Raw genomic sequence first — 21264 nt, forward strand, 5'->3', positions numbered from 1 at the left:
TTTAGAGGCCCAGCACCATCTTGGAGATGATGTTGCGCTGGATCTCGTTGGAGCCGCCATAGATCGAGGTCTTGCGGCCGTTGAAGTAGTCGCCGGCCAGGCCGAGCGAATGCCGGGGCCCGATGCCGGAGTTGTGGCCCGCCTCGCCCAGGAAGGGCGCGCCGTAATGGCCCGCGGCCTCCAGGGCCAGTTCCTGCAGGCGCTGCTGGATCTCGGTGCCCTTGATCTTGAGGATAGAGCTTTCCGGGCCCGGGCCCTTGCCGCTGGACTCGCCCGCCAGGGTCCGGAGTTCTGTGAACTCCAGCGCCGTCAGGTCGATCTCCAGTTCGGCCACCTTGCGGCGGAAGAAGGGGTCCTGGATCAGGGCGCCGCCGGCGTCCGCCAGCTCGGTGGAGGCCATCTGGCGCAGGCGCTCCAGTCCGCGCTTGGACCGCGCCACCCCGGCGATGCCGGAGCGCTCGTGGGCCAGCAGGGCCTTGGCGCAGGTCCAGCCCTGGTTCTCGTGGAAGACGCGGTTCTCGACCGGCACCTTCACATTGTCGAGGAAGACGTCGTTGACCTCATGGCCACCCTCGAGGGTCGTGATGCGGCGGACGGAAATGCCCGGGCTCTTCATGTCGATGAGCAGGAAAGAGATGCCCGCCTGAGGCTTGGCGTTGGGATCCGTGCGGACCAGGAAAAAGCCCCAGTCGGCGTGCTGGCCAAGGGTGGTCCAGGTCTTCTGGCCGTTAACGATGTAGTACTCCTTGCCATCGTCCCCGGTAACGCGCTCGGCGCGGGTTTTCAGGCTGGCGAGGTCGGAACCCGAGCCCGGCTCGGAATAGCCCTGGCACCACCAGACGAGGCCCTCGCGGATGCCCGGGAGGAAGCGCTGCTTCTGCTCCTCGGTGCCGAAGGTATAGAGCACCGGCGCCAGCATGGAGACGCCAAAGGGCAGGACGCCGATGGTGTCGGCCCGGGCCTGCTCCTCGGACCAGATGTACTTCTGGGTGGGGGTCCAGCCGGTACCGCCCAGCTCCACCGGCCAGGACGGGACGGCCCAGCCCTTCTTGGCGAGGATCCGGTGCCAGGACAGGTGGTCTTCCTTGCCCAGGGTCTCGCCACGCTCCTGTTTCTCACGCAGCGCCTTGGGGTAGTTCTCGGCGATGAAGGTGCGGACTTCCTGGCGGAAGGCGTTGTCCTCGGGGGAGAAATCCAGGTTCATGAAAAAGCTCCGGCGTCTGGCGCGGACATACGCGCCGTTCCGCCGCTCCACATAGGTGAACGACCGCCGCTTGAAAAGCGGTGCGGAGCCGCCGGCTGTGGGGAGCTTAAGGTTAAAGGAGAGGACGATGCGGCCCGCTGCTATGCGGCGCGCCTTCGACGCCATGCTTGTGTTCCGGGCAAGGTCCAGAAACTGCATCAGGTCTTGTCGCGAAGTCGCGTCCCGGAGCAGAATGGGTCTCCCGGCAGGCGGAGGCGGCGGACAGTCATGACCACGGAGGACCGTCCCGCGCCGTCCCTGCGCACCCCCTGCATCAAGATCTGCGTTGTCGACGGGGAGAGCGGGCTCTGCATGGGCTGCTACCGGCGTCTCAACGAGGTCGCCGGCTGGTCGAAGATGACGCCTGAGGCCCGCGACGCCGTGATGGCCGACCTGCCCTCCCGCCGCAGTCTGATCCGGCCCGAGAAGCTGGCCCTGTTCTCCTGAGCGGGACGTTCACTTCCGGCTAACCCTGTTGGCCTAGGCTCTCGTTCACCGAAGCGGGAGACGACCCCGGAAATGCTCAGGAAGGCCACGATCGCCCTTGCCGCCGCAGTGGCTGCGGTCGCCGTCGGCCAGGCCGTTCTGATGCTTTCTCCGGCTGTCCGCGCGACGGCGGCGACCCTCTCGCCTGCTCCAGCGCTGGGCCCCGCCGCCGTGGCGATGGGCAAGGACGGTCACTATTGGGCGCAGGCCCGGGTCAATGGCCAGACTGTCCGAATGCTGGTCGACACGGGCGCCACCGTGGTCTCCCTTACCGCCGCAGACGCCCGCCGCGTTGGCGTCGATCCAGACGCGCTGACCTACGGCCTCAAGGTGGCGACCGCCGCCGGCGAGGCCCGGGCGGCGCGGATCACCCTGGCTTCCGTGGCGGTGGACGGCGCGGTGGTGCACAATGTCGACGCCCTGGTCCTGGACCGGGACACCGACGCCTCATTGCTGGGCATGAGCTATCTGCGCAGGCTCTCCGGCTTCGAGGCCACGCCCGAGACCCTGCGCCTGCATCCCTGATCCGGACACCTCCGCCAGGGCCCTGAGGATCACTTCGACGCCGGCGCCCGGCCGGACCGACTCCACCGTCAGGATGCGCCGCCAGGCCCGCGCCCCGCGCCGCCCCTGGAACAGGCCCAGCATGTGGCGGGTCATGGCGGCCAGGGCCACGCCCTCGGAAAGCCGCGCCTCCACATAGGGAAGGTAGGCCTCCACCGCCGCTTCCGGCGTGACGGGAGCCCCTTCCCCGAAGATCCGGGCGTCCACCTCGCCCAGCAAGCCGGGGTCATGATAGGCGGCGCGGCCCAGCATCACCCCGTCGAAGTCCGCCAGCAGGGCCTCAGCCGCATCCAGGCCGCCGATCCCGCCGTTCAGCACGATGGTCAGACCGGGTCGCTCCCGCTTCAGCCGCCGGACGAGGCCGTAGTTCAGGGGCGGGATGTCCCGGTTCTCCTTGGGCGACAGGCCCTTCAGGATCGCCTTGCGCGCATGGACGATGAAGGTCTCCACCCCCGCCGCCGCGCAGGCGTCCACCAGGGAAAAGAGACTGGACTCCGGGTCCTGGTCATCCACCCCGATCCGGCACTTCACCGTCGCCGGGACTGAAACCGCCTGCCGAATGGCGGCCATACAGTCGGCCACCAAGGCCGGCTCCAGCATCAGGCAGGCGCCGAACCGGCCCGACTGCACACGGTCCGACGGGCAGCCGACATTCAGGTTGATCTCGCGATAGCCGAAGGCCTCGCCGATCCGCGCCGCCGTCGCCAGCTCCGCCGGGTCACTGCCCCCCAGCTGAAGGGCGACGGGATGCTCGGCCGCATCGAAGCCCAGCAGCCGGTCGCGGTCGCCATGCAGGACGGCGGCGCTGGTGACCATCTCGGAATAAAGGAGGGCGCGCCGCGTCAGCACCCGGTGGAAGGACCGGCAGTGACGGTCCGTCCAGTCCATCATCGGGGCGACGGAGAAGCGGTGGGCGTTCCTGTCCATTCTCAACGTGCGCCGTCGCCGCCCTTCCGAGGACGGCGGCCTAGATCAGACGCCCGTCACTTGCAAACAAGAATCTCCTGCCCCGCCGGCAATCTGATCCGGTGCTGGAAGAAGACCGTCCGCAGGGCGACCTTGTCGGAGAGGGTGATGACGGCGGCGGTGTCGTCTCGCGTCAGCCAGTAGACGCGACTGGCGCAGTGACTCTCCTTTCAACCTGCGCTCGAGTCCGGAAGAACTGGCCATCAGGGAGCCAAATTTTCACGGGCTGCGCGATGAAGGTCCAGACCGTCTCCTTGAGCCTTGCTTCGCCATCGAACAAGTGGCCCTGGTGACGGGTCACAAGGACTGGAAGATGCTACGGCGCTATACGCACCTGAAGCCTGAGTCCTTGCACGCCATTGCGGCGTCGAGGGCGGCATGATCTCGCCCTTGAACACTATAGCTCTTGGAGCTACACTCTTCGAGGGTTGTTAGGCGATGAGCGTCTATAAGACCAAGGAGTTTTCGAGGTTCGCCCGCAAGGCGGATTTGAAAAGTGCGGATCTGCTTGATGCCGCCCAGGCTGTGGCGTCCGGTCAATGGGACGCAGACCTCGGCGGCGGCGTATTCAAGCAGAGGATCGCCCGGGATGGCGGCGGCAAGTCCGGCGGCTTCCGGACGATCATCCTGTTCAAGGTCGGCGGACACAGTTTCTTCGTCCACGGCTTTGCCAAGAACGAGAAGGCGAACATCACGCCCAAGGAACTCAAGGCGCTGAAGGCGTTGGCGGCCACCTTTCTGACCCTCGACCTGAGCGCCCTGGAGACGGCGAAATCCGCCGGTGAGATTGCAGAGGTTACGATCGATGACGAAGTCGGCGGGCAAGACTGAAGGCGGTATACTCGGGACGGTTCACAAGACCGCTGCCGGCCTGCATCGCGCCGGCGTCATCGACAAGGCGACCATGCGCGAGTTCGACGTCCTGTGCCTGACCCCGGTAACGCCCATGGCGCCGGAGGAAATCAGGGCGCTGCGGGAACGCGAGCAGGTCTCCCAGCCCGTGTTCGCCAGCTACCTGAACGTTCGCAAAGATGCTGTCAGCAAATGGGAGCGCGGCGAAAAACGACCTGACGGCCCTTCGCTGAAATTGCTGAACCTGGTGAAGTCGAAGGGACTGCAGGCCATTGCCTGACCCTAGCCCAACGCTGGCTCCACTAAGCGTTTAAGGCTCTCTCTAGATGGGCGCAAGGCAAAAAATTTCGTTCTATTCAACCTCTTTCCGAAAGCCGCACATGAAGAACACTTGTTATGCCTCTCTCTAGATAGCTGATCTTACTGACCTATTCGCCCTAAACACCCCTCCGCACCTCGCGGCTTTTATCCTGCCATCGGAGTTTTCTGGTCCCTGATCCCGTCATTTCTGCGACTTCACCGTCGAACGCCCTATTCCCGGAATGGTGGGATTCCGGCATTATAGTAGGGATTGGGGGGTCGAGTTGGAGGTCTGAAACCTTGGTCAAATGGAGGACCACCACCACCCTCTGCGAGTGGCGCCTTCCCTTGCTCGATCGACACAGGTGACGTCGTATCCCAGTGCTGCCTACGGGAGACGCACATTGACTACGCAGGATCGGCAAGCAGAGCTCCCATCAAGGCGCTACCAGAGCATCGCCGACCTTCCAGCGCTCATCGCCTTTGCGAGCGCCTGCACTGCCCAGCGCTCGCCCCTCCGTTCATCCTGGCATCCGGGTGACATAATCTGGGCGTTGCAAACGCGCGCCGACCAGCCGCAGCCGTGCCGCTTCTGGTCGGGTCCCGACCAAGTCGAGGGGCTCGCCTGGTTTCAAAGCGAAGGCGAGGTCTGGATAGAGACCCTCCCCGCTAGCGAGCATCTGTTCCGCACCGCCGTCCACTGGGCCGAGGACGCCTGCCGGCGCCGCCCTGCCAGCCAAGGCCAGCCCGCCGAAAGGCGACTCCAGATCCGTGCACAGGCTGCCGACCTCCGCCGCATCACGATGCTCGAGGAACTCGGCTATCGGAAAGCTGAACTTGATAGCGTCTGCTTCGGGCGCGACTTGAACGGCCACATACAACCGCCTGAACTGCCACCCGGGTATGTGTTGAGGGACAGCATCGACGTCGACCCTGTGCTACGCGCCGCCGCCCACCGAGGAGCTTGGGATCACCTGGAACATCTCGGCATCTCAGCCCTCTCGCAGTTTTCGGCGGAAGCCTATCTCAGTCTGATCGCCCTACCTGTCTATGACCCTTCGCTCGATATCTTGGCCGTGGCGCCGGATGGCAGTTTAATCGCAACTTGCATTTGCTGGGCGGACGAAGCGAGCGGCGTTGGCGTATTCGAGCCGGTCGGCGTTGCACCCGTCCATCGGGGCCGGCGGTTGGCCGGAGCCGTCATGCTCGAAGCGCTCGCAAGACTAGGTGCGCGCGGCCTCATCGAAGCTCGCGTCGGCACCGCCCACTTCAATCACGCAGCCATCGCCGCCTACCGCGCCGCCGGTTTCGAGCAGGTGGATTTATCGCATTGGTGGGCGAAAGCGATCGACACATAGACTCGTCATGCGCCCGATCTGGGCTGAAGGTCACGTTACGCGCTGCCAATCAGCGCGGGTAATCTCGTATTCCACATCACCAAGATGACTGTCTGCCAGAGGATCCGGCCAGTCGAAATAGACTGTACGGACATAGGTAAGACCTGCCTTCTCCAAGACCCGTCTAGAAGCATGATTGGCAGCCATTGTCGTTGCCACGATCCGATTCAACTGCATTTCGACGAAGCCCTTTTGCACCAAGGCGCGCGCGCCTTCTGACGCCAACCCTTGGCCCCACGCCGAGCGGCAGAGCCTATAGCCAAGTTGGGCGACAGCCTCGCTGTGGGGCGTCAGGGAAAACCAGCCGATGAAGGTCTGAGACGCAACCCCAACGGCGGTCCAGATGCCGCGCTCGCCCCCACGCGGCATCAGGAAGTCCGCTTTCGGATCGAGCCCATCCTCGGGCGTCGGACGTCCACCGTTTATAAAGCGCATGACCTCGGCGTCACGTTCGAGCGCAATCAGATCGCCCCTGTCGGCCTTTCGCACCGGCCGCAGGGATAGTCGAGGCGTATGGAGGGTTGCCGATTTATCAACTTTCACGCTGCCTCTCATCATTCATTTAGTGGCCCAATACACTATTTGAAGCGTCCCGGGTTCTCATGGGGCGGGTTCTTTTAAGTCACGTGACTATATCGAGGGTCTCTCGCGCCTCATAGTAGTTGGCTTCAGCCTCGGCGGGCGGGATATGCCTGATGGGACCGGACAAGCTATGATTGCTGAATCAGTCGATCAACCCCGGGTGTTCGAGCTCGACGCCGAGCGGTCATTCGATATTGTCTCGCCGCTGCCTTGACCTCATGAAGTCCCCATGATCGCGATTTCGATCATCGTTACGCCTTTCGAGCCGAGCGCCGTGCGCGCAGTCGGCGGCCGAGGTCTGCACGTCTCCGGATAGTCGCGGGCGAGGCTGACTGCCGTTCCCGCACGCCCGGGGACGTTAAGCCCAAGCCCTCATCTCAGACCTTCCAGCGACCAAGAGGCCGCCATGCTTTCTATTTATAAAGCCAATGGGCTCGTCCACTGGACCGAGCGCGACATTCGCCTGCGCGATATGATGACCGCGCACTTTGCGGGCGAGGTCAGCGCATTCCTCAAGACCACCAACCCGGCCTGGGACGTTCGCCGCGTCGAGGCGCCGATCCTGACCCCGCGCGAACTCATCTCGGCCGCCTACGGCGCGGACGACGTGTTCGTGCAGGCGAAGCTCTCTGAGCACGACCACGAACTGGTCCTGCGTCCGGAGACCACGCCGTCGACCTATGTCTACATGCAGCACCTGCTCAACAGCCACCAACGCGTCCGTCCCCCGCTGTGCGTATGGCAAGCCGGCAAATCGTTTCGGCGCGAGCAGGACCAGCCCACGAAACACGTGCGGCTCAAGGAGTTTTGGCAGCTCGAATTCCAGTGCGCCTACACCTCAGACACCGCCAACGACTATCACGGCGGCTGCCTCGAGCCGGTCCGTCGAATGATCGGCGCCATGACCCGACTACCGACCCGCGTTGTGCCTTCCGATCGCTTGCCGGCCTACTCGCAGGTCACCATGGATTTGGAGGTCGACAACGGCGACAGGTGGATGGAACTGGCGTCCATATCGCGCCGCAAGGATTTCCCGCAGACGGTTCGTGTCGGGTCGAAGGGCGGCGACGAGCGCGAGGTCGACATACTCGTCCTCGAAGTCGCCATCGGCCTCGATCGATGCGTCCACGCCTGGAACCAGGCGGAAACTCTCTGAGCGCATCTCCGGCGCTTCACTTGGCCCGCCCGCGACCTCGGCGCTCGATCGCCGGGAGCCGCGGGCGGGAAAGAGCCAGACCCCTCGGTTCGAGTCAGTTCCGCCGCAGGGCCACCGCGATGGGTAGGCTCGCGGCGCGCAGCATGGGCGCCGCGCCGGCCACAAGACCGATGGCGAGCGCAAAGAGCGTCGCGCCGGCTGCAAGTTCAGGCGTGACATGCAGCGGCAGCCCAAGCTGGCCGGCCGAGACGGTGCGGTTGCTGAGCAACAGCAGGGCTGCGGCTATGCCCACGATGGCGCCGGTCATGACATCGCTCCTGCCTTTCAGGGCATAGAGTATCCCGCTCCAGACCCCTTGGCGGCTCCAGCGATTGAACCTGTTGTAGACCGTCGTGTAGGGCCCGTACTCGGGTGGGCAGTCGCGCCACCGGGCGCCCGAGCGAAGCATGTGCACGATGCCGATGACGATCCGCCGGATGGCTCCCTCATCATGCAAGACACAGCGCTTGCCGCCTGAACCCGCGCGACCGACGCCGGGGTCATGCGCGCATGATCCCGGCCACAAACAGAGAAGCGGACACTTCACGAGTTCCAAAAACCGGACAGATTGACTCGCTAGCGACACTCTGACTGCGACGGTGGGCGCCCCCGGAGTCTCCTGACAGAATGCTGTCAGTTGGCCTAAGATACCCAGCGGCGGGGCGCAAAGGAGGCCCCGTGAATGACAACACCTGTCCTCGAAATTGCAGAATTCCGCACGACCGGAGAGACCTCGGACTTCGTAGCCGCCGCCGAGGCCATCACCCCCTGGCTGGCGGCGCAGCCCGGGTTTCGCGCCCGTCGGCTGGCCGAGATTGAGGAGGGCGTCTGGATCGACTGCGTGGAGTGGGACGACATCGAGTCCGCGAAATCCGCCGCCGACCGGATCCTGGAGACCGACGCCGCCGCGGCCTTCATGGCCCGGATCGACTTCAGCTCCCTCACCATGCGCCACGCCCGCATTGTGATCTCACGGTAGATGCGCCGCGCCGACCGCCTCTTTGCGATCCTGCAGGCGCTGAGAGGCGGTCACCTTCGGACTGCGGCCTCGCTGGCGGAAGGCCTCGAGGTCTCGGTCCGGACAATCTACCGGGATATTTCCGATCTTCAGGCGAACGGCGCGCCGATCGACGGCGAAAGGGGCCTGGGCTTCCTGCTCAGGGACGACTTCTTCCTGCCCCCTCTCGCCCTGACGCCTGTCGAGCACGAGGCCCTGCGCTGGGGCCTGGCGCTGGCGGCGGCTCACGGGGATGAAGCCCTCTCCGGGGCGGCCCAGGATGTGCTTTCAAAGCTCGGGGTCAGCCAGGCCCCCTTCCATGCCACGCCTTCGCTGACGCCCCTGCAGAAGAAGATCATGCAGGGCGTAAGGGAGGCGCTGTCGCGGTCAAGGCGGCTCGAGATCACCTATGAGGACAGCGCGGGCGCCGTGTCCGCCAGGACCGTCCGGCCCCTCGGCCTGGAGCACTGGGGTCGGGTCTGGACGCTGACGGCCTGGTGCGAGAGCCGCAATGACTTCCGTGTATTCCGGATCGACCGAATACGCAGCTTCAAAGACGGGGCGCCCTTCAGACCCGAGTCCGGCCGGACGATCGGGGACTTTGTTGCGGCGGTGCGCGCGCAGGCGAGGCGTCAGGATGGATAGGCCGGTGTCGGAGCTTCGGGGTCTTGGGACGGTATCCTCCCGCCTGCTGGCCAGCGTCGGCATCCATCGGGAATCCGATCTGAGGTCGGTCGGCCCGGTCGAGGCCTTCGCCCGGGTCCGGATGGCTGCAGACCCCCGGGTCAGCCTCAACCTCCTCTACGCCCTGCAGGCCGCCCTTCTCGGCATCGATTGGCGCATGCTTTCCCCGGAGGTCAGGCGCGCCCTGCGCGACGAGGCTCTCGGACAGCGGCGCGGGCGGCCCTGAACCCGCCCCGCCGCCCTACCCCACGGGCAGCCCGACCCGGTACTGGATGAACCCCGTTCGCAGGGCGACCTTCTCGTAGAGCGCGATGGCCGTGGCGTTGTCCTCGCGGGTCAGCCAGTAGACGCGGCTGGCGCCCTGGGGCGTCGCCCGCTCGCAGACAGCGGCGATCAGGTGGAGCGGTGGCAGAGGACGTGGACAGCCCCGACCAGGGCGCCGTCCTGCAGGTCGCCCAGCACGAACATCGGCTCGGAAGGGTCCATCAGCCGGCGACTTCAAAGATCGCGCAGGTCCGCATCCGCTCCCCAGGGAAGCGACCCTTCGTGACCGCCCGGGCCGCCCGCCAGGCGACGGAAGTCCCGAAACCCCCGATTCCGCGCCAATTCCGGCATTTCCCACAGGTGACATATGCGGCAGGGCTTGGCAGGTTGTCCGGAGCGATTCCCTGCTTGAAAGGTCTTCCATGAACATTTCCGATCTGGTCGACGCCGTCGCGGCGACTGACTCCAAGCTGACCAAGGCCCAGGCCAAGGCCGCAATTGAAGCGACTTTCGCCGCCATCCGCGGCGCCGCCGTGAAGGGCGACGAAGTCTCCATCCCAGGTTTCGGCAAGTTCGCCGTCCAGTCCAAGCCGGCCCGCACCGGCCGCAACCCCTCCACCGGCGCGACCATCCAGATCGCCGCTTCCAAGGCCCTGAAGTTCAAGCCCGCCAAGGCGCTCAAGGACGCCTTGGGCTGAGGATACGCGTCGCGGACCGGCGGTGACCGCCGGTCCGGCTTCGCCCCGTCGATGTCTGAGTGCGACACCGGGGCGCTATTCCTCAGCGCGGCTTCTCCAAAAGAAACCAGGTGCAGTCGTCCTGTGGGAAGTAATTATCCCGCCGGTAGATGAAGCCGTAGTCGATAAGGCTGAGGCCGAAGCGGTCCATCAGCTCGCCCGCGAAGTCCCGCTTGAACAGCCGGTCGGCATTGCCTCGGTAGGTTACCGTCACCGGGCTTGGGTTGTAGTACTCGCAGACAAGGATATAGCGCCGGGAGAGCGCAAAGAGGTTGTCGTAGACTCGCGGCAACTCGTCCGGATGGATGTGGATCAGGACGCCCTTGGTGAAGGCCAGGTCATAGGTCGTCGCCGCCGGGATGGTCTCGATGATTGTTTGTTGGTGGATCTCCGCGATCCTGAGGTCTCGGGCCTTCTGCGCGGCGTTCCCGTTGATCTCGTAGCCGCAGAGCGCGATTTCCGGGTCGATCCGGTTCAGGGCCTGGAGGTTCAGGCCGATGTTGCAGCCCAGCTCGACCACAGACCTGACACCCGGAGCCGACCGGAGGATCTTCCCGAACAGGACCACATTTGACGTGATGAGCGTCTCGCCCTGGTTCCTTGAGGCGTATTCGTCACCAAAACCTCCCGCCCAGAACGCCTCCTGATCGGTCTTGAACGTCATCAACTCTCTCCCGCGAACCTGCCAGGCCGCTGGTCATGCTTTGCTGCTTCCCGGTCGAGGTCAACTCGGTACAGGTCGCCGAGGGCCTGCGACCACAAACGATCCGCCTGCCCCTGCTTCCTCGGTGATCAGGCCAGCCCGAGTACTGCGGCCAGGACCATCAGGGTTCCGACCAGCCCCACCAGCCAGAACAAGGGGCGGATTTTCGGTATGGCCAGCAGGTAGACCACCGCGTGGGCGAGCCTCGAATAGAAGAACAGCTTGGCGCCGAGAGCCGTCGTGGCTCCCAGGGCCCCGGTCATCGCCGCAACGAGGATCAGCGGCGCAAACAGGATCAGGCCCTCGCGGTGGTTGTCCACCACCCGCAGGGCGCGGGCATGAAAGCCTTCCGGCGGACTGAGCCCGTCCCGGGAGTCGGCCATGACCTGGGCTCCCTTGGCGCGGACACCCGCAACCGTCTGGATGAGAACAAGAACCAGAAGCAGAACGGTTGAATAGACAAGAAGCCTGAGTTCGATCGGCATGTTTCCCTCCCATGGGCGCCGGACATAGGGTCGACCGGTCGCGGAGCCTGAGACTCTTCCGCTTCCCGTCCGACGTCAACGGCCCCTTGGCGACAGTCATCCGACGGGTGATGATGGCGGCTGCAGGAGATGACAGCATGATGACCCGGACCGTCCGGCGATGCGCCCTGGGCGCCGCCCTCTTCCTCGCAGCCTGTTCCGCCGGCGGCTCCCCGGACCCTCTGGCCGGCTTCGGGCCCGATCCGCGCCTGCCGCCGCCGACCCGGTCGATCGTGCCGCAGATCGGCATCGCCCAGCCTGTCGGCTGGCAGGGGTCGGAAGCCCCCCGAGCGCCGGAAGGGTTCGAAGTCACACGCTTCGCGGGCGCCCTGGCCCACCCACGGTGGCTTCTGGTCCTGCCCAACGGAGACGTTCTGGTGGCCGAGTCCTCTTCGGAGAAGAAGGGCAAGCCAAGTTTCCGAGACCGGGTCGCCAACCTGCTGATGGGTCAGGCGGGCGCCATCCAGCGCACGAGCCCGAACCGGATCACCCTGCTCCGTGACTCCGACGGAGATGGTCTCGCGGAAGTGCGGACCCTCTTCGCCGAGAACATCCGCCGGCCCTTCGGCATGACCCTGGTGGGCGAGAACCTCTACGTGGCCCAGGACGACGGCATCGTGCGACTGCCCTACCGCACGGGCGACACCAAGGCCACCAGCGAGCCGGAGCGGGTCTTCGACCTGCCCGCCGGCCGCAATCACCACTGGACCAAGACGGTGCTCGCCAGCCCGGACGGCAAGACCCTCTACGCCACGGTGGGATCCAACTCCAACATCGCGGAATTCGGCATGGAAGAGGAGGCAGGACGCGCCGCCATCTGGGCGATCGATCCCGCCACGCGCACCGGTCGGCTGTTCGCCACCGGACTTCGCAACCCGGTCGGGCTGGACTTCGAGCCCGTCACCGGCGCCCTTTGGACCGCGGTCAACGAGCGCGATGAAATGGGCCCTGATCTTCCTCCGGACTACATGACCAGCGTCCGGGACGGCGGATTCTATGGCTGGCCCTACAGCTATTTCGGCCAGATCGTCGACGAGCGGGTCAAGCCGCCCCGGCCCGACCTCGTGGCTAAGGCCCTGAAGCCCGACTATGCGCTTGGATCCCACACCGCCTCGCTAGGCCTGGCGTTCTACCGGGCCAACGCCTTCCCGGCGAAGTACAGGGGTGGAGCTTTCGTCGGTCAGCACGGATCCTGGAACCGCAAGCCCCTGAGCGGCTATCAGGTCGTCTTCATACCCTTCGCCGATGGCAAGCCCTCCGCCCCGCCCGAGGTCTTCCTGGATGGCTTCCTGACCGAGGACGGAAAGACCCGGGGGCGTCCGGTCGGCGTGGCCGTGGACCGGACCGGCGCCCTCCTTGTGGCGGATGACGCGGGCAAGGCGATCTGGCGGGTGGCGCCCAAGCGGCCCTGATCCGCCGGGACGTCAGCCGAAGGTCTTCCTCAACCGGAACTGGATGGCCCCGTCGTACTGCAGGTCGCGAAAGTCCCTGTACTGCAGGGGCGCCGTATTGCGAGGACCCGACCAGACGTCGCGGACCCGCGTCGTGTCGCGGACGAGGGATTGCAACTCCACCCGCAACGACAGGTCCGGCTGCGCCTTCCATTCCCCGAAAATCTGAATGACGACCCCGCTCTTGAGGGTCTCGATCTCGGTCAGCCGATAGTACCGGTCGATATAGGGGCTGAAGATGTCAAAGCCCCAGGTCGACCTGAAGTACGGCAGGTCCTGGGTGTAATGGAGCTCCCACTCATTGTCGCGGACGGCGGAGATCTGGGGGGGCGAACCAAAGATCTGCAGGGCTGAGATCGGGCGCGGTCGGCCGGTTGTGGGGTCGGTGACCTCGGTCTGGCGAAGGGATGCCTGGGCCTTGAGGGTCGCCTGCTTCAGGCCGATGCCGTCCAGGGGCGTACTGAGGCTCACCTGCAACTCGTTGCGCCATCCGTCGCCAATATTCGCCGGGGCGTCGGCGACGACGCTGCCGAGAGAGACCGGCGCCCGGTCGATGACGTCCTTCAGATCAGAGCGGCGCAGGGTCACGGCAAAGACCCCGCTCTTGAGGAACCGGCGCTCAATGGCAAGCTCCCCCACCCAGGCCTGCATCGGAGACAGGTCCGGATTGCCGGCGGCGACGGCCCCGGTCTGTGTGACGCTGTTGTTCGCGACGAAGTCGTCGAAGTTGAGCTGGGTGACTTCCCTTTCAATGCGAGCCCGGACCTGAAGGGACTCCATGGGCGACCAGGTGACTGTCGCTCGGGGCTTGGTGAAGGACAGAGACTTTTCAAGCGCCACATCGCCGGACGACGTGACCGTGGAAGCCTCCTGCCGGAGCCCGAACTCGAAGGCCAGCTGGGGCGAGGCGCGAACCACGGCGACCGCGAAGGCCTCCCCGCGTCTCTCCTCCACGGTCACATTGGCGGCGGGCAGGGGAACAAGGCCATTGTTGATCCTGAGACTCGTGACGGAATCCAGCGTGTTCAGCGCCCCTTCAATCCCGGCCTCCAGGTTCAGCGTCGGGCTGGCCGTCCGTCGGAAGTGGACCCGACCGACTGTCTCCGAAACGTCCTTCTCATTCCGGAAGAGGCGATTGAGGGTCGGGCTGTCGAACCGGGCGTAGTTGTCCGTCTTGTTCCACTGCTGGAAGGCCACGAGATCCAGCTGGTTGGGTCCCGCGCGCCGGTTCCAGCGCAGGCCCAGCTCGCTCTGCGCGCGGTCCTCGGCGAAGTACTGGAACTCCCGGTAGACGGACGGATAAGTGATCTTGTCGTAGTACTCGCCGTCTGCATCCCCGCCGATGTAGGCGCCGTTGAGCCTGAGCCGCCCCCCGGCCAAGGGCGTCTCATAGGCGCCGACCAGCCAGCGGCGGGATCCCTGGGCGTCGTTGTCGATCTTGGAGCGGATCAGCGTGTTTCCGTTGGCGTCGACCCGGATCCGGGTCCCGTCCCCGGCCATTTCCTGGGGGCCCTTGCCGATCACAAACGAGAGCTCGACCAGTCTTTGGCCCTCGCGCCATTGCAACTCGCCCCGTGGACCAAAGAAGAACCGACCATCCGAGATAGGCCACATCGTCCAGACGAAGGCGCCCTTCAGGCCGGCCGAAGACTTGCGGATGACGTTGGCGATCACGGTCCGTCCCTGCATGTCGATGCCGGGCGCGCCCCCGCGGATGACATCGATGCGAAGGACGGAAGACACAGGGATCCGCCGGAGGATCTCTTCCAGAGAGTCGTTCTTCGAGACCGGCGGCTCGCCATCGATCAGCACGTTGCCGCCCGCTCCGGAAAGGCCCCGCACCGCCGCGCCCCGGTCGAAGGAGAAGCCGGGCAGTCGCTGAACCATATCGAGGGCGGTGGACGGGCCCACTTCGGCGAAGAAGGAGGGGGGATAGGAGATCACACCGCGCTCGGCCAGCTGGGCCGTCGCCTCGGGTGGCGGCGCCCCAGGGGATGCGGTCTCGGGCTCAGCGAGAGACAGGGCCGAGACGGCCGCAAGAACAGGCGCAAGCATGAGGGGTTACTCCTCCCGGCTGGTGAGTCTGACGCGCAAAGACCTCAAGGGCCAGAAAAAAGGCGCCTACCGGGTATTCAAACCCGTCCCATCACCGGCACCAGGGCCCCGGTCACGGCGGAGGCCGGCTCGGAGGCGAGAAAGAGGATGACGGCGGAAAGCTCGGTCGGCGAGACCCAAAGGGCGGGGTCCGCCTTGGGCATGTCCGCCCGGTTGGCCGGGGTGTCGAGGATCGAGGGCAGGACGGCGTTGACCGTGATCCCGTCGCCCTTCAGCTCCTCGGCCAGGCTCTCGGTCAGGCGGTGGACCCCGGCCTTGGACGCGGCATAGGCGCCCATGCCGGCGCCGGAGCGCAGGGCGGCGTTGGCCCCGACATTGACGATCCGTCCCGCCGGGGAGGCCCGCAGGTGCGGCAGGGCGGCGCGGCAGGCGTTGGACGCCGTCGCCACGTTCATCCGGTAGAGCCGGTCCCAGGTCGCAGGATCACCCCCGTCGAGGGTCTCCCAGGCGAAGCCGCCGGCGATGTTCAGGAGGGCGTCGATCCCGCCCAGTCCGGCCGCAGCGGCGTCCATGGCCCTGGAAGCTGCGGCAGGGTCGGTCAGGTCGACCCCGGGAAGGACAATGGCGCCCGGCCCGCAGTCGGCGACGAGGCCGTCCGGGGGCGCGGGCGCGAAGTCCAGGAGGGCGAGGCGCTCGCCGCCGGCCGCGGCGGCCCTGGCCACCGCGGCGCCGAGGGCCCCGAAGGCCCCCGTGACGACGATCCGCCTGCCGGTCACCGGCGCCTTACAGGCGCTCGATGATGGTCACGTTGGCCAGACCACCGCCTTCGCACATGGTCTGCAGGCCGTAGCGACCGCCCTTGCCCTTCAGGGCGTTGAGCAGGGTCGCCATCAGCTTGGTGCCCGAGGCGCCGAGGGGGTGGCCCAGGGCGATGGCGCCGCCGTTGACGTTCAGCTTGTCGGGGTCGACGCCGAGGCGCTGCAGGTAGGCGACGGGCACGGAGGCGAAGGCCTCGTTGACCTCGAAGACGTCGATGTCCTCGACCTTCATGCCGGCCTTCTTCAGGGCGCGCTCGGTGGCCGGAAGCGGGGCTTCCAGCATGATCACCGGGTCATGGCCCATGACGGACAGGTGATGGATGCGAGCCAGGGGGGTCAGGTTGTGCTCCTTCAGCGCGCGCTCCGAGACCACCATGACGCCCGAGGCGCCGTCGCAGATCTGGCTGGAGGAGGCCGCCGTGATCCGGCCGCCCTCACGCAGCAGCTTCACGCCGCGGATACCGTCGAGGCTGGCGTCGAAGCGGATGCCCTCGTCCACGGTATGGATCACGGTCTTGCCGTCGGCGTCCTTGATCTCGACGCCGATGATCTCGTCCTTGAAGGCGCCCGCCTGGGTGGCCGCGATGGCGCGCTGGTGGCTGCGATAGCTGTACTCGTCCAGCTGGTCCTTGGTCAGGTTGTACTTCTCGGCGACCATTTCCGCGCCCATGAACTGGGAGAACTGGATGCCGGGATAGCGCTCTTCCTGCCAGGGGCTCTTGGGCACGCCGAAACCGTTCTGGGCCGGCAGGGAGACCGACAGGCCCATGGGCACGCGGCTCATGCTTTCCACGCCCGCCGCGATCACCACGTCCATGGTGCCGGACATCACCGCCTGGGCGGCGAACTGCAGGGCCTGCTGGGAGGAGCCGCACTGGCGGTCGACGCTGGTGGCGGGGACGCTCTCGGGCAGCTTGGAGGCCAGGACGGCGTTGCGCGCGACATTGGTGGACTGCTCGCCCACCTGCATGACGCAGCCCATGACCACGTCCTCGATGGCGGCCGGGTCGATGGACGTCCGGTCCACCAGGTCGTTCAGCACGACGGCGGCGAGGTCCGTCGGGTGCCAGTCCTTCAGCTTGCCGCCCTTGCGGCCGCCGGCGGTGCGACCCGCCGCAACGATATAGGCCTCGGCCATGTCTTCGCTCCCATGTTCGCGCCCGGGCGATCCCGGGCCGCATCGGGGCGGGACCATAGGCCCCGGACGCGGGGGAAGCCAAGCCGTTCCGAACCGCCGGCGGCGGGTTCAGGTCGAGAATGTCTGCGCCAGGATGCGATTCAGGCCCTCGGCGTCGGTCGCATCGAAAGCCGCCGGGATCTCGGCGTCGACATCCAGGATGGCGATCAGCGCCCCGCCGGCGTCAAAGACCGGGCAGACGATCTCGCTGGCCGAGCGGGAGTCGCAGGCGATATGGCCGGGAAAGGCGTGGACGTCCTCGACGATCACCGTCTCGCGGCGCTGGGCCGCCGTCCCGCAGACCCCCTTGCCGAAGGGAATGCGCAGGCAGCCCAGGGTGCCCTGGTAGGGACCGAGGACAAGCTCGCCGGGTCGCGACGGATCGACCCGGTAGAAGCCCGTCCAGAAGAAGTGCGGGAAGGACTGGGCCAGCATGCCGGCCACCACCGCCATGCGCGCGGTCCGATCGGGCTCGCCCTCCAGGACGGAGGCGACCTCATCGGCCAGGGCGGCGTAGCGCGCGGCCTTGTCCACGGGGAGTTCTACGGAGTTGAAGGCTTCGGCCATGGGGCCTCTATAGCAGCACCGGACGACCGGCGGCGAGGCGGAGCATGATCACCCTGGATTTCGGCGGCGGCCTCCTGCTCGGCCTCGCCTCCAGCCTGCACTGCGCCGGCATGTGCGGCGGCATCGCCGCCTCCATCGCCCTGGCGGCGGCGCCTGGGGCCTCGACGGGCGGGCGGCTCATCGCCCTCCTCCAGGCCCAGGCGGGCAAGGCGGCGGGCTACATGACGGCCGGGGCGGCCCTGGGCTGGGCGGGCGCCGGCGTCTATGGGGCCCTCGACATGACCGAGGCCTTCGGCATCCTGCAGAAGGTCAGCGCGGCGGTCCTCATCTGGACGGCGCTCGGCCTGATGGGCCTCGTCCCCTCCCCCGCCATTCTCGGCCGGCTGTTCCAGCCCCTGTCGCGATGGATGCTGAGCGCCCGGCGCTCGGCGCGCGGCCTCGCCGCCGCCGCGGCGGGCCTGGCCTGGGGCCTGATCCCCTGCGGCATGGTCTACGCCGCCCTGCTCTACGCCCTGCTGGCGGGTGCGCCGGAGCGCGGCGCCCTGGTCATGGCCGGCTTCGCCCTGGGCGTCCTGCCCTCGGTGACGGCGACCGCCCTGGGCGCGGCGGGCCTGGTCCGGGCGGGCGCGCGACCCGCCCTGAGGCTCGCCGCCGGCGGCGCGCTCATCGCCTTCGCCCTCGCCACCCTGGTCTGGCCGGCGGGCGCCGCGCCCGGGCTCTGCCTTCCGGCGGCCTAGCGCTTGGCCGTGCAAGGCAGCAGCGCCGTCTTCGGAACCGTCGTTGCACCCCCTCACCCCGCTGCGCGGGGAGCTCCCCCTGATGGGGAGCAATGGGCTCCCTAATTCCTCCACCTCTTGAGGGGGAGGTGGGCCGCGAAGCGGACCGGAGGGGGTTTGCGGAGGCGCCGTTGCACCCCCTCACCCGGCTTCGCCGGGAGCTCCCCCTGATGGGGAGCAATTAGCTCCGTCATTCCTCCACCTCTTGAGGGGGAGGTGGGCCGCGAAGCGGGTCGGAGGGGGTCTGCTGAACCTCCGCAACCCCCTCGCCCCCCAACCGCCGGATCACCCCCGATTGAACCCCGGGCCACTTGGTGGAATGGTCCCGCCGGGTCCGCCTCCGGGCCACAGGACTCATTCAGGGAGCCGCCCCGTGATCGCCCAGGACATCGCCCAGACCCTCGTCGACCCCCGCGCCTATGCCGACGGCAAGCGCATCGACGACGCCTTTACCTACCTGCGGCGAGAGGCCCCGCTGGAACAGGCCCAGCCGGAGGGGTTCGATCCCTTCTGGGTGGTCACCCGCCACGCCGACATCCTGGAGGTCGAGCGCCAGAACGATCTGTTCCACAATGGCGACCGGGCCACGACCCTGGTGACCATCGAGGCCGACCGGAAGGTGCGCGAGATGATGGGCGGCAGCCCCCACCTCGTGCGCTCCCTGGTCCAGATGGACAACCCCGACCACATGGCCTACCGGCGCCTGACCCAGGGCTGGTTCATGCCGCAGAACCTGCGCAAGCTGGAGGAGCGGATCCGCGAGATCGCCCGGGGCTTCATCGACCGCATGGCCGAGCATGGCGGCCGCTGCGACTTCGCCCGGGACGTGGCCTTCCTCTATCCCCTGCATGTCATCATGGAGGTGATCGGCGTGCCGGAAGCGGACGAGCCGCGCATGCTCAAGCTGACCCAGGAGCTGTTCGGCAGCGCCGACCCGGACGTCAACCGGACCGGCGAGGAGATGGGCCGCAACGCCGACGGCGTCGACACCATCCAGTCCGTCGTCATGGACTTCATGATGTACTTCAACGCCATCACCGAGGACCGCCGGGCCAGGCCGCGCGACGACCTCGCCAGCGTGATCGCCAACGGCCAGGTTCACGGCGCGCCTCTCGGCCACCTGGAGGCCATGAGCTACTACATCATCGCCGCCACCGCCGGGCACGACACCACCTCGTCCACCACCGCCGGCGCCCTTTGGGCCCTGGCCGAGAACCCGGACCAGTTCCGGAAGGTCAGGGCCGACCCCGCCCTGATCCCGGGCCTGGTGGAGGAGTCCATCCGCTGGGTCACGCCGGTGAAGCACTTCATGCGCACCGCCACCGCCGACGCCGAGCTGGCGGGGAAGAAGATCGCCCAGGGCGACTGGATGATGCTCTGCTACCCCTCGGGCAACCGGGACGAGGCCCAGTTCGCCGACCCCTTCCGCTTCGACATCACCCGTAGCCCGAACAAGCACGTGGCCTTCGGCTACGGCGCCCATGTCTGCCTGGGCCAGCACTTGGCGCGGATGGAGATGCGGATCCTCTGGGAGGAGCTCCTGCCCCGCCTGGAGGCCGTGGAGCTGGACGGCGAACCCCGGAACATGGTCGCCAACTTCGTCTGCGGCCCCAAGTCGGTGCCCATCCGCTTCAGGATGAGCTGAGCCGGAGGCCCCCCATGGCCGAGGCCTTCAAGACCTGGCAGTGCCGCACCTGCGGCTACATCTACGAGGAAGAGTTCGGCGATCCGCCCGAGGGCCTGGCCCCCGGCACGCGCTGGGCCGACATCCCCGCCGACTGGATCTGCCCCCTCTGCGGGACGCCCAAGTCGGACTTCGACATGATCGAGCTCTGAATGCTGAAGATGAAATCCGCCTGCGAGCGCTGCACCGCCGCCCTCCCCGCCGACCGGACAGGCGCCTTCATCTGCTCCTTCGAGTGCACCTTCTGCGAGGCCTGCGCCGGGGGCGAGCTGGCCGGCGCCTGCCCGAACTGCGCCGGCGTCCTCCTCCCCCGCCCGCCCCGGGCCGCCGCCCTGCTCGGGCGGTTCCCGCCGCAGGGGTGACGACCCGTATTCGGGAATGCCGAATTACATGACTATCCGGCCGCCCTTCACACCAGAGTCATACGAGGCGGCGCTTTGTAATGAGTGGCCGTCCTCGGGCTAGTCTCGAGACCAGCGCGCCGGCAGCGCCTCTCATGGGTGAGTAACACGCAGACCGACCGACCTGTCAGCGGCCAGCCTGCAATTCGCAGAGCGCTCAAATAGCGCTTGGCAAGCCCGAAAAATGGTATTCACTCTACCTTGCAGTTTTCTTTTCCCGTGCGTCGAGAGAAGCCATGAGGTCTCTAATTCGCAATCTGAAGGAAAAATAGATTTCATGTGCGCGTCTTTGAAAATTGGAGATCGGAAATGAAAGTGACTTCAGAATTCAATAATCTCTGGGATAAGTTCAAATCACTGCCGAGGCGGGTCCGATATTTTTTCATTTTCCTGATGTTTTTGTTTCTCATGTCTCATTCTATGAACTATATTATGGATTTTTCTATAGGTTTCCGTGATGGTCTATTTAACCATCCTCATAGAGATAATGGATAGCAATTTTGATGCTGGATGTCCTTAACGGCCTAGGGCTGTGGAGAAGTGCGCGAAGCCGCAATGCCAACTGACCAGGCCGCTGCCTTCATTTGTTCCTTCGAGTGCGCATCCTGCGAGGCCTGCGCTTGCGTCCTTCCGCGCCGCCCGCCCCGGGCGGCGGCCCTTCTGGAGCGCTTCCCGCCGCAGGGGTGAGGGCGCCACACACGAAGAAGGCGGCGCCCCGCGAAGGACGCCGCCCGATTTCGTCGAGGGCCGTCTCAGGCCCGGATCACATCCGATGTAATGCGCACAGCTTGTTGCCGTCCGGATCGCGGAGGTAGGCCAGGTAGAGCTTGCCCGAACCGCC

Annotated in this window: 25 protein-coding genes and 1 pseudogene; 16 read left to right on the plus strand and 10 right to left on the minus strand. The window is 66.4% G+C overall.

Annotated elements, in window-relative coordinates; all coding sequences use genetic code 11:
• Nucleotide 1 precedes the first annotated feature (1 nt).
• Complete coding sequence (locus IM632_RS06100) at nt 2–1204, minus strand: acyl-CoA dehydrogenase family protein (protein WP_296483679.1); 1203 nt, start codon at nt 1202–1204, stop codon at nt 2–4.
• A 267-nt stretch (nt 1205–1471) separates the two neighbouring features.
• On the opposite strand from IM632_RS06100, the gene IM632_RS06105 reads away from it, so the two are divergent.
• Both IM632_RS06105 and IM632_RS06110 read left to right on the plus strand, forming a co-directional pair.
• Nucleotides 1472–1690: a DUF1289 domain-containing protein gene (locus tag IM632_RS06105; protein WP_296483682.1), complete on the plus strand. Its 219-nt coding sequence runs from the start codon at nt 1472–1474 to the stop codon at nt 1688–1690.
• Nucleotides 1691–1762: 72 nt separating this feature from the next.
• The gene (locus IM632_RS06110) at nt 1763–2254 is read left to right on the plus strand and encodes a TIGR02281 family clan AA aspartic protease (protein WP_296483685.1); all 492 of its coding nucleotides are present in this window, start codon (nt 1763–1765) and stop codon (nt 2252–2254) included.
• Here the strand turns inward: IM632_RS06110 and dusA are convergent.
• Nucleotides 2177–3220 carry a tRNA dihydrouridine(20/20a) synthase DusA gene (gene dusA / locus IM632_RS06115; RefSeq protein WP_296483688.1) on the minus strand — a complete coding sequence of 348 codons (1044 nt, stop codon included), beginning with the start codon at nt 3218–3220 and terminating at the stop codon, nt 2177–2179. The genes IM632_RS06110 and dusA overlap by 78 nt on opposite strands.
• Nucleotides 3221–3697: 477 nt before the next feature.
• On the opposite strand from dusA, the gene IM632_RS06120 reads away from it, so the two are divergent.
• The 3 genes from IM632_RS06120 (at nt 3698) to IM632_RS06130 (ending at nt 5769) form a co-directional block, all read left to right on the plus strand.
• Entirely contained in the window at nt 3698–4090 is a 393-nt protein-coding gene (locus IM632_RS06120) for a type II toxin-antitoxin system RelE/ParE family toxin (protein ID WP_296483691.1), read from the plus strand.
• Nucleotides 4065–4391: a DNA-binding transcriptional regulator gene (locus tag IM632_RS06125; protein WP_293537304.1), complete on the plus strand. Its 327-nt coding sequence runs from the start codon at nt 4065–4067 to the stop codon at nt 4389–4391. The genes IM632_RS06120 and IM632_RS06125 overlap by 26 nt, the downstream gene beginning before the upstream one ends.
• 424 nt (nt 4392–4815) lie before the next feature.
• Complete coding sequence (locus tag IM632_RS06130; protein WP_296483694.1) at nt 4816–5769, plus strand: GNAT family N-acetyltransferase; 954 nt, start codon at nt 4816–4818, stop codon at nt 5767–5769.
• 30 nt (nt 5770–5799) lie between these two features.
• Here IM632_RS06130 and IM632_RS06135 read toward each other — a convergent pair whose 3' ends face one another.
• Nucleotides 5800–6351 carry a GNAT family N-acetyltransferase gene (locus IM632_RS06135; protein ID WP_296483697.1) on the minus strand — a complete coding sequence of 184 codons (552 nt, stop codon included), beginning with the start codon at nt 6349–6351 and terminating at the stop codon, nt 5800–5802.
• A gap of 445 nt (nt 6352–6796) precedes the next feature.
• Between IM632_RS06135 and IM632_RS06140 the strand changes: the two genes are divergently transcribed.
• On the plus strand, nt 6797–7546 hold the full coding sequence (locus tag IM632_RS06140; protein ID WP_296483700.1) for an aminoacyl--tRNA ligase-related protein: 750 nt from the start codon (nt 6797–6799) through the stop codon (nt 7544–7546).
• 346 nt (nt 7547–7892) lie between these two features.
• On the opposite strand, the pseudogene IM632_RS06145 reads toward IM632_RS06140, so the two are convergent.
• Nucleotides 7893–8021 (minus strand): annotated as a pseudogene (locus tag IM632_RS06145) (transposase); the annotation flags it as partial.
• A gap of 246 nt (nt 8022–8267) precedes the next feature.
• On the opposite strand from IM632_RS06145, the gene IM632_RS06150 reads away from it, so the two are divergent.
• The 4 genes from IM632_RS06150 to IM632_RS06165 all read left to right on the plus strand — a co-directional run bounded on the left by IM632_RS06150 (nt 8268) and on the right by IM632_RS06165 (nt 10228).
• The gene (locus IM632_RS06150; RefSeq protein WP_296483703.1) at nt 8268–8564 is read left to right on the plus strand and encodes a hypothetical protein; all 297 of its coding nucleotides are present in this window, start codon (nt 8268–8270) and stop codon (nt 8562–8564) included.
• Complete coding sequence (locus IM632_RS06155; RefSeq protein WP_296483706.1) at nt 8565–9227, plus strand: YafY family protein; 663 nt, start codon at nt 8565–8567, stop codon at nt 9225–9227.
• A gap of 4 nt (nt 9228–9231) precedes the next feature.
• The gene (locus IM632_RS06160; RefSeq protein WP_296483710.1) at nt 9232–9492 is read left to right on the plus strand and encodes a TfoX/Sxy family DNA transformation protein; all 261 of its coding nucleotides are present in this window, start codon (nt 9232–9234) and stop codon (nt 9490–9492) included.
• A 460-nt stretch (nt 9493–9952) separates the two neighbouring features.
• Nucleotides 9953–10228: an HU family DNA-binding protein gene (locus tag IM632_RS06165; RefSeq protein WP_293511903.1), complete on the plus strand. Its 276-nt coding sequence runs from the start codon at nt 9953–9955 to the stop codon at nt 10226–10228.
• Nucleotides 10229–10310: 82 nt separating this feature from the next.
• Here IM632_RS06165 and IM632_RS06170 read toward each other — a convergent pair whose 3' ends face one another.
• Both IM632_RS06170 and IM632_RS06175 read right to left on the minus strand, forming a co-directional pair.
• Complete coding sequence (locus IM632_RS06170; protein ID WP_296483713.1) at nt 10311–10931, minus strand: pseudaminic acid biosynthesis-associated methylase; 621 nt, start codon at nt 10929–10931, stop codon at nt 10311–10313.
• A gap of 128 nt (nt 10932–11059) precedes the next feature.
• Entirely contained in the window at nt 11060–11455 is a 396-nt protein-coding gene (locus IM632_RS06175; RefSeq protein ID WP_296483716.1) for an MAPEG family protein, read from the minus strand.
• A 137-nt stretch (nt 11456–11592) separates the two neighbouring features.
• Here IM632_RS06175 and IM632_RS06180 point away from each other — a divergent pair, with 137 nt between their 5' ends.
• Entirely contained in the window at nt 11593–12906 is a 1314-nt protein-coding gene (locus IM632_RS06180; RefSeq protein ID WP_296483719.1) for a sorbosone dehydrogenase family protein, read from the plus strand.
• A 12-nt stretch (nt 12907–12918) separates the two neighbouring features.
• On the opposite strand, the gene IM632_RS06185 is transcribed toward IM632_RS06180, so the two are convergent.
• From IM632_RS06185 to IM632_RS06200, 4 genes are all read right to left on the minus strand, one after another.
• Nucleotides 12919–15000: an outer membrane beta-barrel protein gene (locus IM632_RS06185; RefSeq protein WP_296483722.1), complete on the minus strand. Its 2082-nt coding sequence runs from the start codon at nt 14998–15000 to the stop codon at nt 12919–12921.
• A gap of 77 nt (nt 15001–15077) precedes the next feature.
• Complete coding sequence (locus tag IM632_RS06190; protein ID WP_296483724.1) at nt 15078–15776, minus strand: SDR family NAD(P)-dependent oxidoreductase; 699 nt, start codon at nt 15774–15776, stop codon at nt 15078–15080.
• 7 nt (nt 15777–15783) lie between these two features.
• A complete protein-coding gene (locus IM632_RS06195) occupies nt 15784–16956 on the minus strand; it encodes an acetyl-CoA C-acetyltransferase (protein ID WP_293520692.1) in 1173 nt (390 codons plus the stop codon).
• 108 nt (nt 16957–17064) lie between these two features.
• Nucleotides 17065–17562 carry a GAF domain-containing protein gene (locus IM632_RS06200; RefSeq protein ID WP_296497303.1) on the minus strand — a complete coding sequence of 166 codons (498 nt, stop codon included), beginning with the start codon at nt 17560–17562 and terminating at the stop codon, nt 17065–17067.
• Between the two features lie 44 nt (nt 17563–17606).
• Between IM632_RS06200 and IM632_RS06205 the strand changes: the two genes are divergently transcribed.
• From IM632_RS06205 to IM632_RS14490, 5 genes are all read left to right on the plus strand, one after another.
• Entirely contained in the window at nt 17607–18299 is a 693-nt protein-coding gene (locus tag IM632_RS06205) for a sulfite exporter TauE/SafE family protein (protein WP_296483730.1), read from the plus strand.
• 358 nt (nt 18300–18657) lie between these two features.
• Entirely contained in the window at nt 18658–19983 is a 1326-nt protein-coding gene (locus tag IM632_RS06210) for a cytochrome P450 (protein ID WP_296518717.1), read from the plus strand.
• Nucleotides 19984–19997: 14 nt separating this feature from the next.
• Nucleotides 19998–20174 (plus strand): rubredoxin, encoded by a 177-nt coding sequence (locus IM632_RS06215; protein ID WP_110449545.1) that lies wholly within the window; start codon nt 19998–20000, stop codon nt 20172–20174.
• Nucleotides 20175–20384, plus strand: coding sequence for a DUF1272 domain-containing protein (locus IM632_RS06220; RefSeq protein WP_296552124.1), 210 nt, complete (start codon nt 20175–20177; stop codon nt 20382–20384). It begins immediately after the preceding gene.
• 579 nt (nt 20385–20963) lie between these two features.
• Nucleotides 20964–21110 (plus strand): DUF1272 domain-containing protein, encoded by a 147-nt coding sequence (locus tag IM632_RS14490; protein ID WP_366817387.1) that lies wholly within the window; start codon nt 20964–20966, stop codon nt 21108–21110.
• Nucleotides 21111–21264: the final 154 nt, after the last annotated feature.

The organism is Phenylobacterium sp. (assembly GCF_020402505.1).
GTDB lineage: Bacteria > Pseudomonadota > Alphaproteobacteria > Caulobacterales > Caulobacteraceae > Phenylobacterium.